Below are 24,805 nucleotides of genomic sequence, written 5' to 3'. Positions count from 1 at the left end.
ATGCACAGCTTCGATTTCAGCCGACTCAGCCCGCGGGAAAAGTACAAGATCCTCATCGGCAGCGTGGTGCCCCGGCCGATTGCGCTGGTCACCACCGTGGACGGCGAAGGCCGGGTCAACGCCGCGCCGTTCAGCTTCTTCAATGCGCTGTCGGCGGACCCGCCGATCCTGGCCCTGGGCGTCGAGAACTATCAGGACCAGAGCCCCAAGGACACCACCCGCAACATCCAGCTGAATCAGGAGTTCACCGTGAACATCGTCAGCGATGCCCTGGTGGAGGCCATGAACGTCTGCGCCGTGCCCTTCGCGCCGGGCTTCGACGAACTGACCGCCGCCGGCCTGACCGCCATCGCCGGCACCACGGTCAAATGCCCGCGCATCGGCGAGGCGCCGGTGGCGCTGGAATGCCGGCGGATGATGGCGCTGTCCATCGGTCACTCCCGGGAAATCATCCTGGGCGAAGTGTTGATGGCCCATGTGCGCGACGAACTGATCGACCCCAAGACCCTGTACATCGACCAACTGGGCCTGGACGCCATCGGCCGCATGGGCGGCCACGGCTACGCCCGCACCCGCGACTACTTCGACCTGCCGACCCGCTCGCTGCAGGCCTGGACCGAAGCGCCGGGCGGCGGCGAACGGCTTTGGCCTTCGGCCGAATGACCGCCGCCGTGCCTTGTGGGAACGGGCTTGTCAGCTCCCACAAGGTTGGTGGTGTACATGGACTGATCCTTTGTGGGAGCCAGCCTGCTGGCGATAGCGATGGGTCAGGCAACAGAGATGTCGGCTGTGCCGGCCTCATCGCTGGCAAGCCAGCTCCCACAGGTTTTGTGGTGTGCCTGGATCTTGCAGACACCCGAGATCCCTTGTGGGAGCCAGCCTGCTGGCGATGGCGATGGGTCAGGCAACAGGGATGTCGGCTGTGCCGGCCTCATCGCTTGCAGGCAAGCTCCTACAGGTTTTGGGGTGAACATGAATCCTGCGGACACCCGAGATCCCTTGTGGGAGCCAGCCTGCTGGCGATGGCGGTGGGTCAGGCAACAGGGATGTCGGCTGTGCCGGCCTCATCGCTTGCAGGCAAGCTCCTACAGGTTTTGGGGTGAACATGAATCCTGCGGACACCGGTGATACCTGTGGGAGCCGGCTTGCCGGCGATGGCGGTGAGTCAGGCAACAGAGATGCTAGGAGTGCCGGCCTCATCGCTTGCAGGCAAGCTCCTACAGGTTTTGGGGTGAACATGAATCCTGCGGACACCGGTGATACCTGTGGGAGCCGGCTTGCCGGCGATGGCTGTGAGTCAGGCAACAGAGATGCTAGGAGTGCCGGCCTCATCGCTTGCAGGCAAGCTCCTACAGGTTTTGGGGTGAACATGAATCCTGCGGACACCGGTGATACCTGTGGGAGCCGGCTTGCCGGCGATGGCGGTGAGTCAGGCAACAGAGATGCTAGGAGTGCCGGCCTCATCGCTTGCAGGCAAGCTCCTACAGGTTTTGGGGTGAACATGAATCCTGCGGACACCGGTGATACCTGTGGGAGCCGGCTTGCCGGCGATGGCGGTGGGTCAGGCAACAGAGATGTCGGCAGGGCCGGCCCCATCGCTTGCAGGCAAGCTCCTACAGGTTTTGGGGTGAACCTGAATGTTGCGGGCACCGCAGCTCCCACAGTTTTTGGGGTGGGGGTCAGTGGAAGTCGCGGCTCTGCACGCGGATGCCGTTGAGCAGCGGGCTCAGGTCGCTCAGCCGTCCGGCGATCAGGTGCCGCACTTCACCTTCGCGCTCCCAGCGGCCATCGACCTTGAGCAGTTGCGAGCCCACCAGCACCCGGCGCTGGCGGTCGGCCAGGTCGCGCCAGACCACCACGTTGACGTTGCCGAACTCGTCCTCGAGGGTGACGAAGGTCACGCCGCTGGCGGTGCCCGGCCGTTGGCGTCCGGTCACCAGCCCGGCGATGCTGACCGGCCGGCCGTGCTCGACCTCCTGCAACTCCCGCGAACTGCGGCACCGCCGCGCCCTCAGCTCATCGCGCAGCAACGCCAGCGGATGCGGCCCCAAGGTGGTGCCGAGGGTGGCGTAATCGGCGTGCAGGTCTTCGCCGACGCTGGGCTTGGGCAGCACGACTTCCGGTTCATCCTGCCCTGGCAACCCGGCGAACAGCCCAAGCTGCGCCTGCACCCCGGCCACTTCCCAGCGCGCCCGGTGGCGGTGGCCCGCCAGCCCGCGCAACGCCCCGCAGTCCGCCAGCAACGCCAGGGCCCGGCTGTCGAGCCCTGCCCGTCCGCCCAGGTCGGTGAGGTCGGCGAAGGCGCCCCGCTCCCGCGCCGCCTCGATGCGCCGGGCGTCCTCTTCGCGAAAGCCCTTGACCAGGCGCAACCCCATGCGGATCGCCGGCTGCCCGCCGGCCATGGGTTCCAGGCCGCAATCCCAGTCGCTGGCGCGCACGTCCACCGGGCGGATCTGCAAATGATGCCGTCGGGCGTCCTGGAGGATCTGGTCCGGGCTGTAGAACCCCATCGGCCAACTGTTGATCAGCGCACAGGCGAACGCCGCCGGCTCGTGGCACTTGAGCCAGCAACTGGCATAGGTGAGCAAGGCGAAGCTGGCGGCATGGGACTCGGGAAACCCGTAGCTGCCGAAACCCTTGATCTGTTCGAAGATCTGCGCGGCGAACTCCGGCGAGTAGCCGTTCTTCTTCATGCCGGCGGCCAGCCGTTCCTTGTGCGGCTCCAGCCCGCCATGACGCTTCCACGCGGCCATGGAGCGGCGCAGCTGGTCGGCCTCGCCGGGGCTGTAGTCGGCCGCGACGATGGCGATCTGCATCACCTGCTCCTGGAACAGCGGCACGCCGAGGGTGCGCTTGAGCACCGTCTCCAGTTCCGGTGACGGATAGGTTTCCTTTTCCTCCTTGTTCCGGCGGCGCAGGTACGGATGCACCATCCCGCCCTGGATCGGCCCCGGGCGGACGATGGCCACCTCGATCACCAGGTCGTAGAAGTTCTGCGGCCGCAACCGGGGCAGCATCGACATCTGCGCCCGCGACTCGATCTGGAACACGCCGATGGTGTCGGCGCGGCTGATCATGTCGTAGGTCGGCCGGTCATCGGCCGGAATCGTCGCCAGGCTCAGATCCCTGTTGCGGTGGCGGCGCAGCAGGTCGAAGCAACGGCGGATCGCGCTGAGCATGCCGAGGGCGAGGATGTCGACCTTGAGCAGCCCGACCGCGTCGAGGTCGTCCTTGTCCCACTGGATGACCGTGCGGTCGGCCATGGCGGCGTTCTCCACCGGCACCAGGGTGTCCAGCGGCTCTTGGGAAATCACGAACCCGCCGGGGTGCTGCGACAGGTGCCGGGGGAAGCCGATCAGTTGCCCGGTCAGGCTCAGCACCCGGCGCAGGATCGGGCTGTCCGGGTCGAACCCGCCTTCGCGCAAACGCTCGAGCGGCGGCACGTCGTCGCTCCAGTGGCCGCAGCAGTCGGCCAGCGCGTTGACCTGATCCGGCGGCAGGCCCAGGGCCTTGGCCACGTCGCGCACGGCGCCGGCGGCGTGGTAGGTGCTGACCACCGCCGTCAATGCGGCGCGGCTGCGGCCGTAACGGCGGAACACATACTGCAGGACCTCTTCGCGGCGTTCGTGTTCGAAATCCACGTCGATGTCCGGCGGCTCGTTGCGCTCCTTGGACATGAAACGCTCGAACAGCAGCGTGGTGCGGTTCGGGTCGATCTCGGTGATGCCCAGGGCAAAGCACACCGCCGAGTTGGCCGCCGAGCCGCGTCCCTGGCAGAGGATGCGCTGATCACGGGCGAACCTCACGACGTCGTGGACGGTGAGGAAGTAGCTTTCGTAACCCAGCTCGGCGATCAGTTTCAGTTCCTTGTTGATCTGCCTCAGCACCTTGTAGGGCGCCCCTTTTTGCCAGCGCCAGGCGATGCCGTCCTTGGTCAGTCGCCGCAGCCAGGAACGGCCGGTGTGCCCGTCGGGCACCAGCTCTTGCGGGTATCGGTACTGCAACTGCCCCAGGTCGAAGGTGCAGCGCCGAGCCAGATCCACCGAGGCTTGCAGCAGGGCCGGCGGATAGAGCCCGCGCAGCGCGTCGAGGCTGCGCAGGTGCCGCTCGCCGTTGGGGTGCAAGCGCAGCCCGGCCTCGGCCACCGGGACGTGGTGGCGGATCGCGGTCATGGTGTCCTGCAACGCCCGGCGGCCACGGGCGTGCATGTGCACGTCGCCGCTGGCCAGCGCCGGGATGCCCAGCCCGTCGGCCAGTTCCAGCAACGCCGCCAGCCGTTGGCGGTCGTCCTGCCCGCAATGCAGCTGCACCGCCAGCCACAGGCGCTCGCCGAAGGCCTGCCGCAGCCAGCGGCCTTCTTCGATGTCATCGGTGGCGTCCGGTACCCACAGCGCCTGCAACCCCGGCAGCGGCTCGCTGAAGTCCTCGCGCAGCACCTGATAGCAGCCTTTCTGCGTGCGCCGCCGGGCACGGGTGATCAGGCCGCACAGAGCCTGATAGCCTTCGAGGGTCTCCACCAGCAGCACCAGTTTCGGGCCCTGGTCGATGCGCACCTCGCTGCCGATGACCAGCGGCAGTTCAACGGATTTCGCCGCCTGCCAGGCCCGGACGATCCCGGCCAAGGTGCATTCGTCAGTGATCGCCAGGGCCTGGTAGCCCTGCTGTTTCGCCCGCTGGAACAGTTCCAGCGCACTGGAGGCACCGCGCTGGAAACTGAAGTTCGACAGGCAGTGCAGTTCGGCGTAGCCGTCGTTCATGCGAACCAACCCTGCAGCCACAGCGGACCGCCCTCGCCCACCGTCCGGTAGGCCCAGCCCTGCTGCCCGGCGCGGTTCTGGATCAGGTAGTAGTCGCGGCGCACGTCGTCACCGTCCCACCAGCCGGATTCGATGCGCTCCGGGCCCATGAGGATCCGCGCCGCCCCCTCGGGCACCGCCTGCGGCTCGTCCAGCAACCAGCCCGGACGGTGCACGCCCGGCAGCGGCGCGCAAGGCAGTTTGTCGACACCGGTTTGCCATGCGCATTCGGGGCGGTGATCGGCCTGGAAACGCAGGCCCTGCACCGCGTCGTCCCCCAGCCGGGCGCGCAGGCGTTCGCGCAGCTGTTCCCAGGGCAAGGTCTGCTGGGGACGCTCGTCGAACAGCTCCTGATGCTGGGGCACGAAGTCGGGCAGGTCCTCGGCGCACAGACGAAACCCGCGAACCGGCGCCTCGACCTGCACCTGTTCCAGGCGCCCGCGGGCCAGTTCGAACAGCATCGCCGGATCGCGTTCGGCGCTGAGCAGGCCGACCTTGATCAGCGTGTCCGGCAGGCCGGCATGCTCAAGGTGCAGGTCGAACCGCTGCACACCGCTGTCGCGGCCGCAGAGGAACGCCGCCAGGTCGGCGGTCAGGCGGCGCAACGGGAACAGCAGCGCCTGATGGGACTGCACGTCGAAATTGAGCTCGATGCGTACGTCGAAGCGGTCCGGCGGCTGGTAGAACGCCAGCGCCAGCGGCCGTGCGCCGAACAGGGTGTCCAGGTGCTTGAGCACCTGCGCCTCGAAACGCCTTGCCAGGGCCTGACGCGGCAAGGCCTGCACCTGGCCGAGGTGGCGCAGGCCCATGCGCTCCAGCGCCGTGGCCACGTTCGGCGCCAGCCCGACCCGGTCGACGGGCAGCCGTCCCAGATGATGGCGCAAGGCTTCGCCGTCGGGCACCACCAGACCGTCGCCGACGTTGGCCAGCACCCGCGCCGCCGCCGGGTTGGGCGCGGCGACGATACGGTGGCGAAAGCCCAGCGCCGTCAGTTCCGAGCGCAGCAGCGCCTCGAACTGTGCCCAGGAACCGAACAGGCCGAGGCTGGACTCGATCTCGAACACCACGGTGCGCGGGTAATGCACGCTGACCTGCGCGCTGAAGCGGTAGGCCCAGGCGGCGAGAAAGCATTGCCAGTGTTCGACCTCGGCCATGTCGTACTCGGCGCTGGCGAAATCCCGGGTCAGGGCCTGGGCGGCGGTCATCGACTGGCCGGGGCGCAGGCCCTGGGCCCTGGCCGCGTCGTTCACGGCCTGCAGCACCCGGCGCTGGGCCGGGCCGCTGAGCAGCGCCAACGGTTGGTCGGGATCGGGGCGTTGACGCAGCACCGCGTCGAGCGCCAATTGCGGAAACAGGATGCAGACCCAGCGCATGGCGGCCTCAATGCCCCACGGCAAAGGCGATCGGCGCCGTGCGGGCCAGCCCGCCACGGCACTTGAGCACCCGCAGCTGCGCCGGCCGGGCGTCGACGGCGATCCGCAGCGCCGCCGGCGACGGGTTGGCCGCTTCGCTCAACGGGCGCCAGGCGAACGCCAGGGTCTGGCCCGTTTCCGCCGCCACCTGCAAGCGCCGCAGCGCCCGGTCATCGGCCTTGTGCGGCCAGCACAGCACCGCGCCGCAACTGCCCGAACGCAGGCATTGCTCCGCCGCCCACAGGGCCTCGCGCTCGCCGGCCCGGATCACCGACAACTGGCGCAGATCGACGCCGGCATTGGCCCAGGCCTGGGGGTACGGCACGAACGGCGGCGCCACCAGCACGATGCGCTCGCCCGCCGTCGACAGCCGCGCCAGGGTCGGCCACACCAGGTGCAGCTCGCCGACGCCGGGGCCTGCGAACAGGATTTCGCTCAACGCCGACTCCGGCCAGCCGCCGCCGGGCAACGCCGCGTCCAGCGCAGGGTGGCCGGTGGGCTGCGGGCTGGCGGCCGGGACTGCAGGCCGGCCCTTCCAGACCTGGCCGCCATTGAACAGCGTGTCCAACGCAACGACGGCGCCCATCAGCCTTGCCTCACCAGGCCGCAGAACACCCCTTCGATGGCCAGGTCCTGGTCGGCCCGCACCTCGATGGGCCGGTACGCGGGGTTGCGCGGCAGCAGGCGGATCTCATCGCCGACCCGCTCGAAACGCTTGATGGTGACCTCGCCGTCGAGGCGCGCCACCACGATCTGGCCGTTGAGCGCCTCGGGGTTGCGCCGCACGCCCACCAGGTCGCCGTCGAGGATGCCGTCCTCGATCATCGAGTCGCCCTGCACCCGCAGCAGGTAGTCCGGTGCGCGGGCGAACAGCGCCGGGTCGAGCATCAGGCGGTTGTGGACCTCGGCGTCGGCGCCGATAGGCGCACCCGCCGCCACCCGGCCCAGCACCGGCACGTCCAGCAGCTCCGGACGCGGCGGCTGGTTGAGTAGGCGGATGCCCCGGGCCTGATGCGGATTGACCTCGATGAACCCGGCTTCGGTGAGCGCCAGCACATGCTTGCGCGCCACGCTGCGGGAGGCGAAACCAAAAGCCTCGCTGATTTCAGCGAGGCTCGGGGGCTGACCGTGTTCGGCGATGCGTTCGCGGATGAAGGTCAGGATGGCGGTACGGCGGGGAGTCAGGGTCGTCATGGAGTACATTTGTACTCTACCGGGGTTTTTCTGGCAACGACCGTCAGTCAGGCCAAAACCTGTAGGAGCTTGCCTGCAAGCGATGAGGCCGGCACTGCCGACATCTGCGGTGACTGGCCCCCCGCCATCGCCGGTAAGCCGGCTCCCACAGGTATCACCGGTGTCCGCAGGATCCATGCACACCGCCATCGCCAGCAGGCTGGCTTCCACAGAATTCAGCAGCGGCCGCAGTTCTGTGCCCACAAGGATCCTGGTCATCCATCGTCCTGGCGCATGAACCCTGACCCTCCCCGAAGGTTTGTTACAGGATGTTTACGAAATTTTGACCAACGATCTTCTACAGTTGCACGCGAACCGCGTGTGTTTTCTATTCGAGTAGAGGAAAAAACCCAATGGCTGCAGGCAAAGGACTGCGTTTACCGTCCATCACCCCCACCCGTCTGGTACTGCTGTTTTCCCTGGCGCTGGTGGCGCTGTACAACCTGGCGACATGGAAGGCGCTGGGCACGCTGATCACCTTGCAGGGCGCACACAAGCTGGCGTTCTTCGCCTCATTCGGCCTGTTCCTGTGGGCCGCCATCACCCTGCTGCTGACCCTGGTGTCGTTCCGCTGGACGCTGAAGCCGGCGCTGACCCTGGTCGCCCTGCTCTCGGCCTGCGCCGCCTATTTCATGAACGAGTACGGCATCACCATCGACACGGTGATGATCCAGAACGTCTTCGAAACCAACCCGGAGGAAGCCTCCGCGCTGTTCAGCGGCAAGCTGCTGGCCTATGTGCTGGTGCTCGGCGTGGTGCCGGCGGCGCTGATCTGGCGCTGGCCGGTGGCGTACCGGCCGTTCTTTCGCGGGCTGCTGAACAAGGTGCTGGTGATGGTGGCCTGCGTGCTGGTGATCGGCGCGTCGGTGGGTGCGTTCTACTCGACCTACGCGCCGATCTTCCGCGAGGAAGACAAGCTCACCCACTTCATCAACCCGACCAACTACATCTACGCGATCAGCAAGTACGCCAAGCAGCGGCTGGGGATCAAAAAGCACTTCGTGGTGCAGGCCGTCGGCGAAGACGCGGTGATGAGCGCCAAGGCCACCGCCCGCGGGAAGAAGTCGCTGATGGTGTTCGTGGTCGGCGAAACCGCCCGGGCCGACCACTTCTCGCTCAACGGCTATGAGCGCGAGACCAACCCCGAGCTGAGCAAGCTGGACATCCTCAACTTCACCCAGGTGCACTCCTGCGGCACGTCCACGGCGGTGTCGGTGCCGTGCATGTTCTCGATGTTCCCCCGCGAGGACTACAGCGACAAGAAAGGCAAGACCTACGAAGGCCTGCTCGACATCCTCCAGCGCGCCGGCGTGCAGGTGCTGTGGCTGGACAACAACAGCGACTGCAAGGGCACCTGCCTGCGGGTGCCGCACCGCGATATCGCCAAGAACCAGCCGGGGCCGTTCTGCGACGGCAACAACTGCCTGGACGAGGCGCTGCTGGCGGACCTGCAGGGCTACATCGACAGCCTCAAGGGTCACGCGATCATCGTCCTGCACGCCGACGGCAGCCACGGCCCGGAATACTACGAGCGCTATCCGAAGGAGCAGGAACGCTTCAAGCCGATCTGCCACACCAACCAGTTGGGCAGTTGCAGCCGCGAGGAACTGGTTAACGTGTACGACAACACGATCCTGTACACCGACCACTTCCTGGCCAAGGTGATCGAGCTGCTCAAGCGCAACCAGGACACCCTCGACACGTCGATGCTGTACGTTTCCGACCACGGCGAATCCCTGGGCGAGAACGGCCTGTACCTGCACGCCGCGCCTTACGCCCTGGCTCCCGAGGCGCAGACCCATGTGCCGATGGTGATGTGGTTCGGCAACAATACCTTGGCGCAAATGGGCATCGACCGTGGCTGCCTGCAAGGCAAAAGCGGCCAGCCGGACCTGAGCCACGACAACCTGTTCCACTCGGTGCTGGGGCTGTTCGAAGTCAAGACCTCGCTGTACCAGCCGGGGCTGGACATCTTCCGCGGCTGCCGGCCGGCGATGACGGCTGCGCAGTGAGCCATGCGGGGGCGGATGAATGCAGGATTTGCTGCCCCCGCAAAACCTGTAGGCGCTTGCCTGCAAGCGATGACGCCGGCACATCCCGCACCTGTCGAGGCTGATCCACCGCCATCGCCAGCAGGCTGGCTCCCACAGTTGGAATTGCGGCAGGTCAGCAGGTGAGTTGCGCCAGGTACTGCCACGGGTAGATCCCGCGCTGATGGCCGTCGCTGAACACCAGTTGCAGGCCATAGCCCTGGGGGTTGAGTTCGATGATCCGGACTCGCTCATCGACCTGCGGTGTCATGCCCCGCAGGCGCAAGGCCCGGCACTGCGAGCACGGGCAGCGGCGGCGCAACTCCGCGTGCCCCAGGCGCTGTTCGCGCCCGTCCGGCCAGTTCAAGCGCAATGTCTGCCCGGCCGAGGCATTGCCGATGGCCAACGGGCTCATTGCAACTGACTCAAGGCAATGCGCACGGCCTTGCGCACTTCCGGGTCGCCGTCGTCCTGGGCGGCCTGCAACGCGGCCACCGCGCCGCGGTCGTTGAGTTCGCCCAGGGCCAACGCCGCCTCCTTGCGCAGGTTGCTGATGCGGTGGCCCAGGGTCTCGATCAACGCATCCAACGCGGCGACATGGCGCAGGCGACCGAGGCTGCGGGCGGCGCGCAGGCGCACTTGCCAGTAGTCGTCGCTCAGGGCCTGGATCAGGGCCGGGCCGGCGTCGGGGTGGCCGACCTTGCCCAGGGTCGTGGCGGCTTCTTCGCGCACGGGCCAGGCCGCGTCCTGCAACGCCCGTTGCAGGGCGGGCAGCACATCGGCGCCGGACGCCAGCCCAAGGGCGCCGGTGGCGGCGCGGCGCACTTCGCTGTCCGGGTCGGTGCTGGCCAGCCGTGCCAGCGCCGGTAGCGCATCGAGCTGTTTGAGCCAGCCGAGCACCCCCACCGCTTCGCGGCGCACGCCCGCCTCGGCGTCGTCGAGCGCCGCCACCGCTGCCGGTGCCGCTTCGGCCAGGCGCAGTTCTCGCAGGGCCCGCCAGGCCGCCGTGCGCACACAGGTTGCGGCGTGCGCCGTCCACGGCAGGATCACCCGGCCTGCGGCTTCGCTCTTGAGCAGGCTCAGGCTTTGCGCCGCGGCGGCCTGCACCGCCGGCGACGGATCGGTCAGGGCCCGGCACAAGGCCTCGACCACCGGCGCGTCTTCCCAGGCCTCCAGCAGGCGCGCCGCTTCAGCGCGCACGTCTTCGGCGGGATCGTCCGTCAGCCGGCCCACCAGCCACAGCAGGCCGTCGGGCTCTTCGAGGTCGGCCAGGTCGATCAGGGCGATGCGGCGCACGCCCGGATCCTCGGCGGTCAGGCGCGGTTGCAGGGCGAGGATGTCGGCGTTGTCGGTCACAGCAAAAAAAGAGGTCATGGGCTCACCACGGCTTAGGTTCGGACGGTGCGTTTGCGCCGCTGTCGGTGGGCGGTGGGAAACGCGGGATGTTCTTGTCTTGGCGTCCGGGGTGGCCGGATGGCGTCTTGCGTTGTCGGTGGCGGCCTCATCGCCAGCAGGCTGGCTCCCGCACGGTGGCTTGTGGGGCAGATAGAAAACGGTGGGAGCCAGCCCTGCTGGCGATGGCGTCAGTGAGCGCGCCACGGATCAGCGCAGCAGGTACGGGATCTCCACTTTCACCGCCCCGGTCGGGCAGTCCTTTTCGCAGGGCATGCAGTACCAACATTCGTCGAAGGCCATGTAGGCCTTCTGCGTGGCCGGGTTGATCGCCAGCAGATCCATCGGGCAGACGTCGACGCATACGGTGCAGCCCTTGTCGGCGATGCATTTGTCCTCGTCCACGGTGACGGGGGCGTTGGAGCGGAAAAAGATATCCTGGGCTTGATGGGCCATGGTCGGGGCTCTCTCTGGGTGCGGTTCAGGCGGCGCCGACCCGCAGGCGGTCGTAGGCCTGCATTTCAACGGCGTCCAGGGGAATGATGTAAGGCTCGACGGGCTTCTTGAAGCTGGTCATGCGCCCGTCCTCGCCTTTCTTCAGGTGGCAATGGCAGAACCATTCGCGGTCGTTGCGCTCGGGGTGGTCGACCCGGTAGTGGTACAGGCCCCAGCGGCTTTCGGTGCGGAACAGCGAGGCGCGGGCGGCCATTTCGGCGCAGTCGCGGATCACGCTGACTTCCATGGCGCGCATCAGTTCATGGGCGTTGTGGGCCTTGAGCTGTTCGAGGTCGCGTTCGATGTCGCTGAAGCGTTGCAGGCCGATCTCCATCTTCTTGGTCACCTTCGGCGGTTGCAGGTAGTCGTTGACGAAGCGCCGCAGCTTGTACTCGACCTGGGCCGGCGGCAGGCCGTGCTCGCGCGCAAGCGGCGCGAACACCCGCGCCCGCTCCCGCTCGATCTGTTCGGCATCCAGTGCGGTGAACCCGCGCCCTTCCACGAACTGCGCCGCGTTCTGCCCGGCGAACCCGCCATAGGTGAACGCGCCGAGCATGTAGTTGTGCGGCACCGCCGCCATGTCACCGGCCGAATACAGGCCCTTGACCGAGGTCTCGGCCCGCTCGTTGACCCACACCCCGGACGCCGAGTGGCCGCTGCAGAAGCCGATCTCCGAGATGTGCATCTCGACCATCTGCGTGCGGTAGTCGGTGCCGCGGTTGGCGTGGAACTGGCCGCGGCTCGGGCGTTCGTTGCTGTGCAGGATCTGTTCGATGTCCTGGATGGTTTCTTCGGCCAGGTGATCGAGCTTGAGGAACACCGGCCCGTTGCCGCTTTCCAGTTCCTGGTGGAACTCGCGCATCATCTGCCCGCTCCAGTAGTCGCATTCGATGAAGCGCTCGCCCTTGTTGTTGGCGGTGTAGCCGCCCAGGGGGCCGGTGACGTAGGCGCAGGCCGGGCCGTTGTAGTCCTTGATCAGCGGGTTGATCTGGAAGCATTCCAGGTTCGCCAGTTCGGCCCCGGCGTGGTAGGCCATGGCATAGCCGTCGCCGGCGTTGGTCGGGTTCTCGTAGGTGCCCATCAGGTAGCCGGAGGACGGCAGGCCCAGGCGCCCGGCGGCGCCGCAGGCCAGGATCACCGCCTTGGCCTTGATCACATGGAAGTCGGCGGTGCGGCAGTCGAAACCCATCACGCCGTTGACCGTGCCCTCTTCGTCCGTCAGCAGGCGGGTGCAGACCAGACGGTTGGTGATGCTCACCCGCGCCCGCTTCAGTTGGCGGTAGAGGACTTTCTTGATGTCGTGCCCTTCCGGCATCGGCAGCACGTAGGCGCCCATGTGGTGGACTTTCTTCACGGCGTAGTCGCCGGTTTCGTCCTTCTCGAACTTCACGCCCCAGCGGTCGAGCTGCTCGATGGTCTGGAAGCTGTGGGTGGCGTAGGCGTACACCGCCGCCTGGTTGACGATGCCGTCGTTGGCGACGGTGATTTCCTTGGTGTACTGCTCAGGCGTCGAATGGCCGGGAATGACCGCGTTGTTCAGGCCGTCCATGCCCATGCTGATCGCGCCGCTGCGCTTGACGTTGGCCTTGTCCACCAGCAGCACGCGCAGGTCGCGGTTGTGCTCCTTGGCCTTGATCGCCGCCATGGGGCCGGCGGTGCCGCCGCCGATCACGACGATGTCGTATTCCTGTTCGATGGTGGTGCCTGCCGTCGAATCCTGCGTCATGTGCGCTCCCCTTTTTGCCGGTCGATCCGCAGGCGGTACTGAAACGCATCGCCGCGGTAGTAAAGGTGTTCGAAATCCAGGGGCTGGCCGTCGGCATCGTGGGTCAGGCGCTCGATGCGCATGATCGGCGAACCGGCCTCGACGCCCAGCGCCTGGGTCAGGTCGTCGTCGGCCAGCACCGCGTCGATGGCCAGGTCCGCATGCCCCAGCGCCAGGCCGCAGTCGTTCTCCAGGATCAGGAAGATGTCGCGGGTCACCAGGTCGGCCTTCTCCAGGCGCTCGCCCAGGTGCTTGGGCAGGTAGGTGATCTCCAGCGAGACCGGCTCGCGGTTGATCAGCCGCACGCGCTTGATCTGCGCCACGGTGTCGCCTTCGGCCACTTGCAGGCGTTCGGCGATGCGCGCGTCGGCGGCGATGAACCTGAAGCTGCGCAGGCGGTTGATCACCTCGTAGCCGCGGCCGGCCAGGGATTCGGCCAGGCCTTGCAGGGTGCTGACGTTCTGGAAGGTCTTAGGCTTGGCGACGAACGTGCCCTTGCCGTGGATCTTGAAGATCAGCCCTTCCTTCTGCAGATCGCCCAGCGCCTGGCGCACGGTGATGCGGCTGACCTTGAACATCGCGCCCAACTCGCTTTCGGAGGGCATCTGGCTGTCTTGCGGGTATTGGCCGTCGAGGATGCGCGTGCGCAGCACATCGCGCAGTTGGGTGTGCAACGGGACGCCGCCCAGGGAAAGGAGGTTGTCGGTCATCGGCGATCACTTGTCATAACGAGTTATGACGTGATCTTAGGGAAGCGGTGTCAGGCTTGAGAAATATTGTTTGGGCATAACCTTAGATGCGGTGGCTGCGGGAGCGGCTGTCTTGCCCTGCGGTGCGCTCACTGGCGTCATCGCCAGCAGGCTGGCTCCCACATTGTTCTGCAGTGATCGCCAACCTTGCAGCCGACCGAGATCCCTTGTGGGAGCCAGCCTGCTGGCGATGGCGTCAGTCCGGACGCCGCAGGGCGTCACCCGCGCTTGAGGATCCGGTCCATCACCCAATCGGTCTTCAGGGCCTCGGCGGCCACCGCCGGGTGCTGCGCCTGGCCGCGGATGTGGGCGTTCATGCCCAGGACGTGATGCCACTGGATGTGTTCGTGATGGGGGATGTGCAGGCTGACGTATTCATCGGCGTGCAGTTCGACGGGTTGTTCGTCGAACACGGAAAAACCGATCCGCCCGCGGCTGCCGACGATCTCGACCCTGTCCTCGCGCCGATCCGCGGCAAAGCTCCAGCAGCCCATGCCCAGGGCGCCGCCGGCGAACCGCCAACTGGCGCCGACGGCATCTTCGGCCGCGTACAGCCCGGCCTGGCGTGCGGTGAAGCCGGCCACGTCGACGATGTCGCCGAGCAGGTACTGGAACAGGTCCAGGCCATGGCTGGCCAGGTCGGCGAAATAGCCGCCGCCGGCCACCGCCGGGTCGGTGCGCCAGTTGTCGCCGCCCTCAAGGTCGGTCGTCGACGGCGCCTTGGTCAGCGTCCAGCTCAGCAGCCGGACCTCGCCGATCCGCCCTTCGTCCAGCCATTGCCGCACCTGCCGGAAGCGCGGCAGGGAACGGCGGTAATAGGACACGAACAGGTGCAGGCCGGCATCGGCGAACGCCTGGTGCATCTCGCGGCTTTGCCCGGCGTTGAGCGCCATGGGCTTTTCCACGCAGCAATGCTTGCCGGCGGCGGCGACCTTGAGGCTGTAGGCGTGATGGCTGTCGGGAGGCGTGGCGATGTACACCGCGTCCACCTCGGGGTCGTTGATCAGGGCGTCGGCGTCGGTGTAGAACCGCCCGACGCCGTGGCGGGCGGCGTAGTCGCTGACGGCGTCGAGCCGTCGCCCCATCACCGCCACCAACGCCGAACCTGGCGCCTTGCGCAGCGCCGGGCCGCTCTTGCGTTCAGTGACGCTGCCGCAGCCGATCATGCCCCACCGCACCACGTCCATGCCCAGCCCTCAGCCGATGCGCAGTGCGCGCAGGTCGAGGCGACCGTCCTGGAGCGGCGGGCACCAGTAATAGCCGCCGGTGATCGGCCGGCTGATGCGGTACAGGCCGTCGGTGATGCCGTCCTCCAGGCCGCTCATGCGCCGCAGCTGCGCTTCGAAGGCGTCGAGGGAGAAGCCGAACGCGAGGAACATCAGGCCGGCGCGGTCGCCTTCGATCCACGGCATCGAACGGCGCACCACGAACGCTTCGGGCGCGAAGCTTTCCTGGGCGGTGCGTTTGACGTGGGCGGAGACCGGCGCGTCGTCGATCTCTTCGTTGTCGCTCAGGCGACGGCCCATGATGTTGTCCTTGTCTTCGGCGGACAGCGCGTGGAACCCCTTGAGGTCATGCTGCCATTGCTGGATCGCGGCGAAGCTGCCGCCGACCAGGCCCTGCGCGCCCTCGCTGACCAGCGCGGCGGCCACGGCGGCTTCGTCGTGGGGGTTTTCGGTGCCGTCCTCGTAACCGGTGAGGTCGTGGCCGCCCATGTGGCGGAAGGCTTCCTGCTTCTGCACCAGGCGCAGGGCCGGGGCCAGCGCCGCCTCGAACGCGTGGCTGCGGTTGAGCAGTTCGCCACGGTCGGTGCCGTGCAGCCAGACCCACAGCGCATGCTGGGTCGACGGGTTCTCCACGCCCACGCCGGTCAGCGCCGGGAAGCTGCGCAGGCCGTCGATGTCCACCTTGAGCGCCTTGGCCAGGGACTCGCCGAAACCGACCACCGCCGATTTGCCGTCCACCAGGTTCAGCAGGTTGTCGATCGCCTGCGGCAGCGCCTCAAGCGATTCAAGGGCGAAAAACAGGTGACGTGCCTGCGGCGGAACGGGGGTGGCGAGGATGCCCGGCTGGTAGTGACTCATGTGAACTCCTTGGGAAAGAGCGCGGAGTTTAACTGTAGCCGGAGGGTTTGTGTGGGTTCAGAACAGAGGTTATTCGTGAGCGCCGCCGTCATGGCGCCACGCGCTGGGGCTCATCCCCGTCCAGCGCTTGAACGCCCGGCGGAAGCTGCGCACGTCGCTGTAGCCGACTTCCTCGGTGATGCGTTCGATGGGCATCTGCGGGTTGGCCAACAGGCTCATGGTGCGGGCCTGGCGCACTTGCTCCAGCAATGCTTCGAAGGTCAGCGCGTGCTCGGTCAGGCGTCGGCGCAGGGTGCGGCTGCTCATGTTCAGGTCGCCGGCGATCTTCTCGATGTGGCTGCCCCGGCTCAGGTCCCGCGCGATCGCCCGCTCCACGGCCTGGATCAGGTCCAGTTTCTGGTGCACCTGCGCCGCCTCCAGTTCCAGCAGCTTGACCGCCTGACGCAAGGCCAGCGAATGGTGGTTGGGCAGGTTCACGTCCAGCCAGCGCACGTCGAGCAGCATGCGGTTGTGCAGGCAGCCGAAGCGCACGTCCGGCCCCAGCAGGCGCCGGTATTCGTCGAGGTAGTCCGGCGCGGCGTGGACGAACTCCACCGCGATGGCCTTGAAGTCCTCCCCCACCAAAGCCCGCCCGTAGACCAGCAGGCTGGCGAAGAACTCCTCCACCGCGAACATCTGCACTTCGGCGAACGGTAGGCGGCATTCGGCGTTGACGAACACCTGCTCCCCCACCACGTCCACGCTGGACACCACGATCCCGCCGGAGGTGTGCTGATGGCGGATGCCCAGGGCGAAGGCGTCGCGCAGGGTCTTGCACAGCGACAGCACGTGGCCCAGCAGGCCCAGCGTGCCCAGCACGTTCTGCGCCCCGACCCACAGGCCCAGCCCCTGGTTGGGCAAGGCCTTGAGCGCGCGCTGGATCATGGCCACGGCCTGGCGGTAGGAGATGCGCTGCGCCGGGTCCTGCAGGTCGTCGAGGGTGAAACCCAGGCCACGGCACAGGGTTTGCGGCTGGATGCCCTTGAGTTGCGCGACTTCGGCCAGGGTCTGCAGCAGGAACGGCGACACCAGCGCCAGTTCGTAGGTGGGGTCTTGGACTTTGACGTTCATGGGGCTGGACATTCCGGATCGTGCTGAGTTGTTATTTTTGTAACCGGTTATGTCACAAGAAGTTAGCACAGGGCCGGCGGCCTGTCCGCAGATGCCCCCCTGCGTGTCCGCCAATACCCTGCCCCGGCGTGCGCCAAAGGCTTGATCCTAGGCTGCCGGCGCCCCGTGCGGCCGCGCCGCGTCCCCATCACAATAATAACGAGGACAACCATGAGCCCGAACCGCGCGACACGTCCCTTCCCGTTGGCCCTGATGCTGACGGTCGGCGCACTCCCCTTGCCCGCCTTGGCCACCGAATCCGGCGTCGACAACATCGGCCCCGGCACCGACGGTTTCTTCGTCCTGCCGCTGGACGTCGACAACCTTCCGGAAAACATGGTCGCGTTCAACCTCTACTACAACCACTACAAGGCGACCAAGCTCAACATCAGTTCCCTGGGCGGCAAGGTGCCGAACGTCGAGATCGAGTCCACCGCCGTGGTGCCGCGCCTCGATTACCTGAGCCCGGTGCGGGTGCTCGGCGGGCGGCTCGCCGGTTACGTCGCCCAGCCGTGGATGAAGCAGGAAGTGGCGGCGTTCGGCCTCAGCGACACCCGCGAGAGCATGGGCGACACCACGTTCGCCCCGATCATCCTGTGGGACATGGGCAAGAACCTCACCCTCGGCGCCGCCGTGGAGATCACCGCGCCCACCGGCGAGTACGACGCCGAACGCCTGGCCAACACCAGCAACAACTTCTGGACGTACAAGCCACTGTTCTCGTTCACCTGGCTGCCGACCGAGCGCACCGAGCTGTCGATGAAGACCACCTACAGCTTCAACGAAAAGAACAAGGACACCGACTACAAGTCCGGGCAGATCTTCCATTTCGATTATTCGGCCAGCTACCGCGTCACCGACAACCTGCGCCTGGGCGTCAACGGCTACTTCCTCAAGCAGACCACCGACGACAAGCAGTTCGGCCACACCGTGCAGTTCGCCGGCGAAGACGTGAACGACGGCGTGCGCGGCAAGGTGTTCGCCATAGGTCCTGCCCTGTATTTCACCTTTCTCAAGTACGCCAGCGCGGAGATCCGATGGGCCAAGGAGTTCGACGTGGAAAACCGCCCCGAGGGCGAAATGCTCTGGGCCAAGATCAGCATTCCCTACGCGTTCTGAGGCACGCGGCCCGGCTTACGGACAAGGTGTCGGCAGCAGGCGCAACAAATCGCCACACATGCCGGCCACCGACACCTTCGGCAGACTCGCCAACGCCGGCATGAGTGCGTATAACACCGCCCGTTTCGTCTAACCTGACGTTGCGCCTGGCTTCTTCGCGGGCGCTTCGATTGCGACGCTCATGAAACGGAGAATTCCATGCTCAAACGTACCCTGGCACTGACCGCTGGCCTGGCCCTGACCTTTTCCTCGCTGCTGGCGAACGCCGCCGAGGTGCTGCGGGTCAGCGCGATCCCCGATGAAGCCCCCACCGAACTGCTGCGCAAGTTCGAGCCGCTGGGCAAGTACCTGGAACAGCAATTGGGCATGAAAGTGAAGTTCGTCCCCGTGGCGGACTACCCGGCGGTGGTCGAAGCGCTGGCCACCGACCGCCTCGACATGGCCTGGCTCGGCGGTTTCACCTTCGTCCAGGCCCGCCTGAAGACCGACGCCACCACCCCGGTGATCCCGCTGGTGCAGCGCGAGCAGGATGCGCAGTTCACCAGCAAGTTCATCACCGCCGACCCCAACGTCAAGAGCCTGACTGACCTCAAGGGCAAGACCTTCGCCTTCGGTTCGGTGTCGTCCACCTCCGGCAGCCTGATGCCGCGCTATTTCATGCTCAAGGACGGCATCAAGCCTGAAACCTACTTCAGCCGCGTCGGCTACTCCGGCGCCCATGACGCCACCGTCGCCTGGGTGCAGGCCGGCAAGGTCGATGCCGGCGTGCTGAACGCCAGCGTCTGGCAGAAGCTGGTGGACGCCGGCAAGGTCGACACCGCCAAGGTGAAGGTCTTCGCCACCACCCCGGCCTACTTCGACTACAACTGGACCGTGCGCGGCACCCTCGACCCGGCCCTGGCGGCGAAGATCAAGAAGGCCTTCCTCGCCCTCGACCCGGCCAACCCCGAGCAGAAGAAGATCCTCGACCTGCAGGCCGCCAGCCGTTTCATCGAGACCAGCCCGGACAACTACAAAGGCATCGAAGAAGCCGCCCGCGCCGCCGAACTGCTGAAATGACCCTGCGCCTGACCCAGGGACGCCTGCACCACGACAACGGCGTCCACGCCCTGCAAGGCGTGGACCTGCACATCGGCGCCGGCGAGCAGGTGGCGATCATCGGCCCGTCCGGGGCCGGCAAGTCGAGCCTGCTCAACGTGCTGGCCACCGCCGTGCAGCCCAGCGGCGGCGAACTCGACGTGCTCGGCCAGCGCGCCTGGCAGCTGTCCGCCGGTCAGCGCCAGCGCCTGCGCGCCCGCATCGGCCTGGTGCACCAGGCGCCGCCCCTGCCGCCCCGGCAACGGGTGGTGACGGCGGTGCTGGCCGGCAAGCTCGGCCAGTGGAGCCTGTTACGCAGCCTGGTCAGCCTGCTGCATCCGCTGGACGTGGCCGGCGCCCGGGCGGCGCTGGCGAAACTGGATCTGAGCGACAAACTGTTCAGCCAGTGCCAGCAACTGTCCGGCGGCCAACTGCAACGGGTCGGCATCGCCCGGGTGCTGTACCAGGCGCCGGAAGTGCTGCTGGCCGACGAGCCGGTGTCGGCGATGGATCCGGTGCTGGCCGGGCATACCCTGTCGGTGCTCTCGCGCCATGCCCGCGAGCACCGGGTCACGCTGGTGGCGAGCCTGCACGCGGTGGAGCTGGCGCTGGCGCACTTCCCGCGGATCATTGGCCTGCGCGAAGGCCGGATCCTGTTCGACTGCCCCGCCGCCGAGGTGGACCGCGAGCGGCTCGACGCGCTCTACGCCAATGAACAGCTGCAATCCCCGCCGACGGTCGTGCCGCCCCTGACCGTGCAGATCCCCCGATGCTGAGCGCCGATTCCCGCGACCCCGCCGCCTGGCCGCGCCTGCTGCTGACGCTGCTGGCCGTCGCCCTGCTGTGGCCGGGCGTGCAGCTCAGCGAACTGGATCCCGGTGTGCTGCTGCGCGCCGACAGCCAAAGCGAGATGGGCCGTTTCGTGGCCGGCTTCTGGCCGCCGGCCCACGACGACGCGTTCATGCAACTGCTGCTCAAGGCCACCCTGCAGACCCTGGCCATCGCCACCGCCGGGATGACGCTCGCGCTGCTGTTGGCGGCGCCCGCCAGCCTGCTGGCCAGCCGTGCCCTGTCGCTGTCCGCCGCTTCGCGCGGCGGGCGTCCCGGGCGTTGCGGGCGCCTGTTGCGCTGGCCGGTGCGCGGCCTGCTGATCTTCCTGCGCAGCGTGCCGGAGATCGTCTGGGCCCTGCTGTTCGTCCGGGCCGTCGGGCTCGGGCCGGCGGCGGGCGTACTGGCCATCGCGATCACCTACGCCGGGATGCTCGGCAAGGTCTACGCGGAAATCTTCGAGTCCACCGACCAGCGCCCGGCCCACGCCCTCATGCAGGCCGGCAGCGGTCGCCTGGGCGCGTTCGCCTACGGCATCCTGCCCAACGTGGCGTCGGAGCTGCTGTCGTACACGGTCTACCGCTGGGAATGCGCGATCCGCGCCTCGGTGGTGATGGGCTTCGTCGGCGCCGGCGGGCTCGGCCAGCAGATCGACCTGTCGATCCGCATGTTCGCCGGCGGCGAAGTCGCCAGCATGCTGCTGACCTTCCTGCTGCTGGTGCTGGGCGCCGACCAGCTGAGCCGCCTGCTGCGCGGGAGGCTGGCATGAGGCGCCTGGTCAACGCATTGCTGATCCTTGCCATCGGCTGGGCGGTGGTCGCCTCGTTCGCCTATCTGGAACTGGACCTGGCGGAACTGGGCAGCGCCGCCAGCCTGAAGCAGATGGGCGCCTATGTGCAGCGTTTCCTCAGCCCCGACCTGAGCGCCGGTTACCTGTCCGCGATTTTCCACGGCGCGCTGGAGACCCTGGCCATGTCGGCCCTGGGCACCCTGCTCGCCACCGGCCTGGGGCTGGTGCTGGCGCTGCCCGCCGCCGGACGTTTCGGCTGGCCGGGGCAGAGCGCCGCGCGCCTGCTGCTCAATGCCCTGCGGGCGATTCCCGAGCTGGTCTGGGCGGCGCTGATGGTGCTGGCCGCCGGCCTCGGCCCCAACGCCGGCACCCTCGCCCTCGCCCTGCACACCACCGGCGTGCTCGGCCGGCTGTTCGCCGAAGCGCTGGAGAACACCCCGCCGGAACCGGCCGAAGCCCTGCGCCGGCAAGGCGCCAACCCGGTGCTCGCCTTCTGCTACGGCACCTTGCCGAACCTGGCGCCGCAGTTGATCGCCTACTGCCTGTACCGCTGGGAAAACAACATCCGCATGGCCAGCGTGCTGGGCTTCGTCGGCGCCGGCGGCCTGGGGCAGATGCTGTACGTGAGCCTCAGCCTGTTCCAGGAAGCCCAGGCCAGCACGGTGATCCTGGCGATGCTGGCGCTGGTGTTCGCCGTGGACTCGCTGAGCGCCTGGAGCCGCCAGCGCTGGGTCAAGGCGTAGCGCCCGGGCCGCGCCTTCCCGTGATGGCGAGTGGATATCTGCGCGAAGCTGATTATGCTCAAGGAAACCTCGCCGCGACGCGAGGCTTTCCACCTGTCCACGCAGCATGCAAGCGCTTATCCGATTCAAGCCCCAGGGCCCGGGTACGAAAACGTTGAAGAGGTGCTCCGGCCTGACAACAAAAAGCACGACGGAGAAGACCCATGGCGGCAATCGACGACAGCAGCACAACGCGGCAGGGCATCACCAAGGAGGAGCGCAAGGTCATCTTCGCCTCGTCCCTGGGCACGGTGTTCGAGTGGTACGACTTTTACCTCTACGGCTCATTGGCCGCGATCATCGCCAAGCACTTCTTCGCCGGCGTCAACGAGACCACCGCGTTCATCTTTGCCCTCCTCGCGTTCGCCGCCGGCTTCGCCGTGCGCCCCTTCGGCGCCATCGTGTTCGGCCGGTTGGGCGACATGATCGGCCGCAAGCACACGTTCCTGATCACCATCGTGATCATGGGCGTCTCCACGGCGGTGGTGGGCCTGCTGCCGGGCTACGCCTCCATCGGGGTCGCGGCACCGATCATCCTGATCAGCCTGCGCCTGCTGCAAGGCCTGGCGCTGGGCGGCGAGTACGGCGGCGCGGCCACCTACGTGGCCGAACATGCGCCGAAGGGCAAGCGCGGCTTCTTCACCTCGTGGATCCAGACCACCGCGACCCTGGGCCTGTTCCTCTCGCTGCTGGTGATCCTCGCCTGCCGCACCGCGCTGGGCACCGAAGCCTTCGAGGCGTGGGGCTGGCGGATCCCGTTCCTGCTGTCGATCCTGCTGCTGATCATCTCGGTGTACATCCGCCTGCAACTGAGCGAGTCGCCGGTGTTCCAGAAGATGAAGGCCGAAGGCAAGGCGTCGAAGGCGCCGCTGACCGAATCCTTCGCCCGCTGGGAAAACCTCAAGGTGGTGATCATGTCCCTGCTCGGCGGCACCGCCGGGCAAGCGGTGGTCTGGTACACCGGGCAGTTCTACGCGCTGTTCTTCCTGTTGCAGACGCTCAAGATCGACCCGCAGACCGCCAACCTGCTGATCGCCGGTTCGCTGCTGATCGGCACGCCGTTCTTCGTGATCTTCGGCAGCCTGTCCGACCGCATCGGCCGCAAGGGCATCATCATGGCCGGCTGCATCCTGGCGGCGCTGACCTATTTCCCGATCTTCCACGCGCTGACCCAGTACGGTAACCCGGACGTCTTCGCAGCCCAGGCGAAGAACCCGGTGACGGTGGTCGCCGACCCCGGCCAGTGCTCGTTCCAGTTCGACCCGGTGGGCAAGGCGCGCTTCACCAGCTCCTGCGACCTGGCCAAGACCGTGCTGGCCAAACGGGCGATTCCGTACAACAACGAGAAGGCCGAACCGGGCACCGTGGCCCAGGTGAAGATCGGCGACAAGGTCATCCAGAGCTTCGAAGGGGGCAACCTGCCCGCCGCCGACTTCAAGACCCAGAACGACGCCTTCACCGCCAGCCTCGGCGCCGCGCTCAAGGACGCCGGCTACCCGGAGAAAGCCGACCCGGCCAAGACCAACTACCCGATGGTGCTGCTCCTGCTGACGGTCCTGGTGATCTACGTGACCATGGTCTACGGCCCCATCGCCGCGTGGCTGGTGGAGCTGTTCCCGGCGCGGATCCGCTACACCTCGATGTCGCTGCCCTACCACATCGGCAACGGCTGGTTCGGCGGTTTCCTGCCGACGGTGGCGTTCGCCATGGTCGCGGCCACGGGCGACATCTACTACGGCCTGTGGTACCCGATCGTGATCGCGGTGATGACCGCCGTCCTCGGCATCTTCTTCATGCCGGAAACCAAGGACCGCGAGATCCATCACAGCTGAGCCCGACGCCTGCCCGCTCCCGCCGGGAACGGGCAGGCGCCGCGCCTAGCGCAGTAGCCAGCGGGCCATCAACCGGTGGCTGCGGGGCACCAGCCAATAGACCATGTTGAAGGAAATCAGCCCGGCGACGAGGGCCTTGAACAGCCACTCCGGCACCCGCAGATCCCCCATCTCCAAGACCGCCGCCAGCGCCCAGGGCATGGACACCGACAGCGGCCACACGATCAGCCACGACAGCAGCCATTGCTTCCAGCGCACCGCCTCCACGCTCATGGCTGCTGCCGGCGCAGCACGGCGCGCCGGTAGATCCGGTCGCGCGCCACGATCATCGGATCGGCGCTGGCCGCAATGCCGTCCGTCAAGCGCCCGGGGCTGAAGTCCAGACGCTGCTGGGCCGCTTGCTGCTCGCCGGCGGGCAGCAGCGCATCGAGGGTGAAACGGCCCAGCTCGACCTCACGGCGGTTCCTGGGCCAGGGCAGCGAACCGTCGGCCACGGCATCCCCCGGCGCCGCCAATTGCGCGATCAGGCGCAGCGTCACCGGCCCCTTGGCCAGCCGCGCCGCCAGTTCCTCCTGCAAGTAGTCCGCCGGTCTTGCGGCGGCTTCGGCCTCGCTCAAGGTCGGTTCCGGCGCCAGCGGTTCGATGCGGTAACGAACGGCCTGCTCCTTGCCCTGACGGTCGCTGAACACCAGCGCGTTGACGCCGAAGTAGTCGATGCCGACGAAACTGGACGGTGCAGGCTTGGGCGCCTCCAGAAACTGCCGGGCCCTCGGGCGGCCCGCCAGAAAGGCTTGCAGCGGTGCCGGATCCGCCGGGGTGGCGACATTGGCGGCGATGCCCTGCAAGAACCCCAGGAAGTCTTCGGGCGTGGCCACCGGGAAGCCGTCGAACGAGTGGGTCACGATGTCCGTGAACGTCCCGTCTGAAAGGCTGAAGCGCACCGCCAACCCGCGCGGGCTAGCCAGTGGATCGCCGTCCGCCGTCGCCGGCACGCCGCTGAAGTTGGAGAACCGCAGCACCACCGGCACTGCCTGGCCCTGCCAATGTTCAGCGCGGCTCAGGCCCGCCGCAGCCGCCGAGGCGACGAAAGTGCCGGTCACCAGCACACCTTTGGCGTGGGTCGCGCGAAAGCCGGGATGGTGGCCGAAGGTCGCCTGCAGCGCATCGAGCAAGGCGTCATAGAGTGTGTCCTCAGGCACGGAAGCGCTCCTTGTGGGGGACGGGGACAGGTCGGCGGCGAAGGCCGGGGACGCGGCCAGCGCCCCCGCCAGC

General features: G+C 67.4%; 22 protein-coding genes. 8 read left to right on the top strand and 14 right to left on the bottom strand.

Going from position 1 to position 24,805, the window contains the following annotated elements; translation table 11 throughout:
• On the top strand, nucleotides 1–663 hold the full coding sequence (locus CAG31_RS23590) for a flavin reductase family protein (RefSeq protein WP_085585746.1): 663 nt from the start codon (nucleotides 1–3) through the stop codon (nucleotides 661–663).
• Between the two features lie 1,016 nt (nucleotides 664–1,679).
• Here the strand turns inward: CAG31_RS23590 and CAG31_RS23585 are convergent.
• Genes CAG31_RS23585 through lexA form a run of 4 tightly spaced genes read right to left on the bottom strand, consistent with a single transcriptional unit; the run spans nucleotide 1,680 to nucleotide 7,411 of the window.
• Nucleotides 1,680–4,757 carry an error-prone DNA polymerase gene (locus tag CAG31_RS23585; protein ID WP_085585744.1) on the bottom strand — a complete coding sequence of 1,026 codons (3,078 nt, stop codon included), beginning with the start codon at nucleotides 4,755–4,757 and terminating at the stop codon, nucleotides 1,680–1,682.
• Nucleotides 4,754–6,169 (bottom strand): DNA polymerase Y family protein, encoded by a 1,416-nt coding sequence (locus CAG31_RS23580; RefSeq protein WP_085585742.1) that lies wholly within the window; start codon nucleotides 6,167–6,169, stop codon nucleotides 4,754–4,756. Before CAG31_RS23580 ends, CAG31_RS23585 begins: the two co-directional genes overlap by 4 nt.
• A gap of 7 nt (nucleotides 6,170–6,176) precedes the next feature.
• Nucleotides 6,177–6,794, bottom strand: coding sequence for a translesion DNA synthesis-associated protein ImuA (gene imuA, locus CAG31_RS23575; protein WP_085585740.1), 618 nt, complete (start codon nucleotides 6,792–6,794; stop codon nucleotides 6,177–6,179).
• Nucleotides 6,794–7,411 carry a transcriptional repressor LexA gene (lexA, locus tag CAG31_RS23570; protein WP_085585738.1) on the bottom strand — a complete coding sequence of 206 codons (618 nt, stop codon included), beginning with the start codon at nucleotides 7,409–7,411 and terminating at the stop codon, nucleotides 6,794–6,796. The genes imuA and lexA overlap by 1 nt, the downstream gene beginning before the upstream one ends.
• A gap of 383 nt (nucleotides 7,412–7,794) precedes the next feature.
• Between lexA and CAG31_RS23565 the strand changes: the two genes are divergently transcribed.
• On the top strand, nucleotides 7,795–9,453 hold the full coding sequence (locus tag CAG31_RS23565) for a phosphoethanolamine transferase (RefSeq protein ID WP_085585736.1): 1,659 nt from the start codon (nucleotides 7,795–7,797) through the stop codon (nucleotides 9,451–9,453).
• Nucleotides 9,454–9,607: 154 nt separating this feature from the next.
• On the opposite strand, the gene CAG31_RS23560 is transcribed toward CAG31_RS23565, so the two are convergent.
• From CAG31_RS23560 to CAG31_RS23525, 8 genes are all read right to left on the bottom strand, one after another.
• Nucleotides 9,608–9,886: a DUF971 domain-containing protein gene (locus CAG31_RS23560; RefSeq protein ID WP_085585734.1), complete on the bottom strand. Its 279-nt coding sequence runs from the start codon at nucleotides 9,884–9,886 to the stop codon at nucleotides 9,608–9,610.
• On the bottom strand, nucleotides 9,883–10,845 hold the full coding sequence (locus CAG31_RS23555; RefSeq protein ID WP_085585732.1) for a HEAT repeat domain-containing protein: 963 nt from the start codon (nucleotides 10,843–10,845) through the stop codon (nucleotides 9,883–9,885). The genes CAG31_RS23560 and CAG31_RS23555 overlap by 4 nt, the downstream gene beginning before the upstream one ends.
• A gap of 228 nt (nucleotides 10,846–11,073) precedes the next feature.
• The gene (locus tag CAG31_RS23550) at nucleotides 11,074–11,319 is read right to left on the bottom strand and encodes a ferredoxin family protein (protein ID WP_085585730.1); all 246 of its coding nucleotides are present in this window, start codon (nucleotides 11,317–11,319) and stop codon (nucleotides 11,074–11,076) included.
• 25 nt (nucleotides 11,320–11,344) lie between these two features.
• Nucleotides 11,345–13,084, bottom strand: a complete 1,740-nt coding sequence (locus CAG31_RS23545) for a fumarate reductase/succinate dehydrogenase flavoprotein subunit (protein WP_085585728.1) — start codon at nucleotides 13,082–13,084, stop codon at nucleotides 11,345–11,347.
• On the bottom strand, nucleotides 13,081–13,833 hold the full coding sequence (locus tag CAG31_RS23540; protein WP_085585726.1) for a GntR family transcriptional regulator: 753 nt from the start codon (nucleotides 13,831–13,833) through the stop codon (nucleotides 13,081–13,083). The genes CAG31_RS23545 and CAG31_RS23540 overlap by 4 nt, the downstream gene beginning before the upstream one ends.
• Nucleotides 13,834–14,090: 257 nt before the next feature.
• Nucleotides 14,091–15,059, bottom strand: a complete 969-nt coding sequence (locus CAG31_RS23535; protein ID WP_085585724.1) for a Gfo/Idh/MocA family protein — start codon at nucleotides 15,057–15,059, stop codon at nucleotides 14,091–14,093.
• A 9-nt stretch (nucleotides 15,060–15,068) separates the two neighbouring features.
• On the bottom strand, nucleotides 15,069–15,956 hold the full coding sequence (locus CAG31_RS23530; RefSeq protein WP_085585722.1) for a Dyp-type peroxidase: 888 nt from the start codon (nucleotides 15,954–15,956) through the stop codon (nucleotides 15,069–15,071).
• Nucleotides 15,957–16,025: 69 nt separating this feature from the next.
• A complete protein-coding gene (locus CAG31_RS23525; RefSeq protein WP_085585720.1) occupies nucleotides 16,026–17,066 on the bottom strand; it encodes an AraC family transcriptional regulator in 1,041 nt (346 codons plus the stop codon).
• 210 nt (nucleotides 17,067–17,276) lie between these two features.
• Here CAG31_RS23525 and CAG31_RS23520 point away from each other — a divergent pair, with 210 nt between their 5' ends.
• The 6 genes from CAG31_RS23520 to CAG31_RS23495 all read left to right on the top strand — a co-directional run bounded on the left by CAG31_RS23520 (nucleotide 17,277) and on the right by CAG31_RS23495 (nucleotide 23,533).
• Entirely contained in the window at nucleotides 17,277–18,224 is a 948-nt protein-coding gene (locus CAG31_RS23520; RefSeq protein ID WP_085585718.1) for a transporter, read from the top strand.
• A 198-nt stretch (nucleotides 18,225–18,422) separates the two neighbouring features.
• Complete coding sequence (locus tag CAG31_RS23515; RefSeq protein WP_085585716.1) at nucleotides 18,423–19,283, top strand: putative selenate ABC transporter substrate-binding protein; 861 nt, start codon at nucleotides 18,423–18,425, stop codon at nucleotides 19,281–19,283.
• Nucleotides 19,280–20,077, top strand: coding sequence for a phosphonate ABC transporter ATP-binding protein (locus CAG31_RS23510; protein WP_085585714.1), 798 nt, complete (start codon nucleotides 19,280–19,282; stop codon nucleotides 20,075–20,077). The genes CAG31_RS23515 and CAG31_RS23510 overlap by 4 nt, the downstream gene beginning before the upstream one ends.
• Nucleotides 20,071–20,898: an ABC transporter permease gene (locus tag CAG31_RS23505; protein WP_085585712.1), complete on the top strand. Its 828-nt coding sequence runs from the start codon at nucleotides 20,071–20,073 to the stop codon at nucleotides 20,896–20,898. Before CAG31_RS23510 ends, CAG31_RS23505 begins: the two co-directional genes overlap by 7 nt.
• Nucleotides 20,895–21,662, top strand: a complete 768-nt coding sequence (gene phnE / locus CAG31_RS23500) for a phosphonate ABC transporter, permease protein PhnE (RefSeq protein WP_085585710.1) — start codon at nucleotides 20,895–20,897, stop codon at nucleotides 21,660–21,662. Before CAG31_RS23505 ends, phnE begins: the two co-directional genes overlap by 4 nt.
• 203 nt (nucleotides 21,663–21,865) lie before the next feature.
• Nucleotides 21,866–23,533, top strand: a complete 1,668-nt coding sequence (locus CAG31_RS23495) for an MFS transporter (RefSeq protein WP_085585708.1) — start codon at nucleotides 21,866–21,868, stop codon at nucleotides 23,531–23,533.
• A gap of 45 nt (nucleotides 23,534–23,578) precedes the next feature.
• Here the strand turns inward: CAG31_RS23495 and CAG31_RS23490 are convergent, their stop codons facing one another.
• Entirely contained in the window at nucleotides 23,579–23,806 is a 228-nt protein-coding gene (locus tag CAG31_RS23490; protein ID WP_085585706.1) for a hypothetical protein, read from the bottom strand.
• Nucleotides 23,803–24,732: a catalase family peroxidase gene (locus CAG31_RS23485; protein WP_256575571.1), complete on the bottom strand. Its 930-nt coding sequence runs from the start codon at nucleotides 24,730–24,732 to the stop codon at nucleotides 23,803–23,805. The genes CAG31_RS23490 and CAG31_RS23485 overlap by 4 nt, the downstream gene beginning before the upstream one ends.
• Between the last annotated feature and the right edge of the window lie 73 nt (nucleotides 24,733–24,805).

This window comes from Pseudomonas sp. R25(2017) (assembly GCF_002112565.1).
Taxonomy (GTDB): Bacteria; Pseudomonadota; Gammaproteobacteria; order Pseudomonadales; family Pseudomonadaceae; genus Aquipseudomonas; species Aquipseudomonas ekonensis.
Note: the sequence above shows the minus strand (reverse complement) of the source record. Positions and strands in the feature narration are given on the sequence as shown.

Coding starts and splice junctions, on each gene's coding strand:
- CAG31_RS23590 (WP_085585746.1), top strand. CDS start 1: ATGCACAGCTTCGATTTCAGCCGACTCAGCCCGCGGGAAAAGTACAAG.
- CAG31_RS23585 (WP_085585744.1), bottom strand. CDS start 4,757: ATGAACGACGGCTACGCCGAACTGCACTGCCTGTCGAACTTCAGTTTC.
- CAG31_RS23580 (WP_085585742.1), bottom strand. CDS start 6,169: ATGCGCTGGGTCTGCATCCTGTTTCCGCAATTGGCGCTCGACGCGGTG.
- imuA (WP_085585740.1), bottom strand. CDS start 6,794: ATGGGCGCCGTCGTTGCGTTGGACACGCTGTTCAATGGCGGCCAGGTC.
- lexA (WP_085585738.1), bottom strand. CDS start 7,411: ATGTACTCCATGACGACCCTGACTCCCCGCCGTACCGCCATCCTGACC.
- CAG31_RS23565 (WP_085585736.1), top strand. CDS start 7,795: ATGGCTGCAGGCAAAGGACTGCGTTTACCGTCCATCACCCCCACCCGT.
- CAG31_RS23560 (WP_085585734.1), bottom strand. CDS start 9,886: ATGAGCCCGTTGGCCATCGGCAATGCCTCGGCCGGGCAGACATTGCGC.
- CAG31_RS23555 (WP_085585732.1), bottom strand. CDS start 10,845: ATGACCTCTTTTTTTGCTGTGACCGACAACGCCGACATCCTCGCCCTG.
- CAG31_RS23550 (WP_085585730.1), bottom strand. CDS start 11,319: ATGGCCCATCAAGCCCAGGATATCTTTTTCCGCTCCAACGCCCCCGTC.
- CAG31_RS23545 (WP_085585728.1), bottom strand. CDS start 13,084: ATGACGCAGGATTCGACGGCAGGCACCACCATCGAACAGGAATACGAC.
- CAG31_RS23540 (WP_085585726.1), bottom strand. CDS start 13,833: ATGACCGACAACCTCCTTTCCCTGGGCGGCGTCCCGTTGCACACCCAA.
- CAG31_RS23535 (WP_085585724.1), bottom strand. CDS start 15,059: ATGGACGTGGTGCGGTGGGGCATGATCGGCTGCGGCAGCGTCACTGAA.
- CAG31_RS23530 (WP_085585722.1), bottom strand. CDS start 15,956: ATGAGTCACTACCAGCCGGGCATCCTCGCCACCCCCGTTCCGCCGCAG.
- CAG31_RS23525 (WP_085585720.1), bottom strand. CDS start 17,066: ATGAACGTCAAAGTCCAAGACCCCACCTACGAACTGGCGCTGGTGTCG.
- CAG31_RS23520 (WP_085585718.1), top strand. CDS start 17,277: ATGAGCCCGAACCGCGCGACACGTCCCTTCCCGTTGGCCCTGATGCTG.
- CAG31_RS23515 (WP_085585716.1), top strand. CDS start 18,423: ATGCTCAAACGTACCCTGGCACTGACCGCTGGCCTGGCCCTGACCTTT.
- CAG31_RS23510 (WP_085585714.1), top strand. CDS start 19,280: ATGACCCTGCGCCTGACCCAGGGACGCCTGCACCACGACAACGGCGTC.
- CAG31_RS23505 (WP_085585712.1), top strand. CDS start 20,071: ATGCTGAGCGCCGATTCCCGCGACCCCGCCGCCTGGCCGCGCCTGCTG.
- phnE (WP_085585710.1), top strand. CDS start 20,895: ATGAGGCGCCTGGTCAACGCATTGCTGATCCTTGCCATCGGCTGGGCG.
- CAG31_RS23495 (WP_085585708.1), top strand. CDS start 21,866: ATGGCGGCAATCGACGACAGCAGCACAACGCGGCAGGGCATCACCAAG.
- CAG31_RS23490 (WP_085585706.1), bottom strand. CDS start 23,806: ATGAGCGTGGAGGCGGTGCGCTGGAAGCAATGGCTGCTGTCGTGGCTG.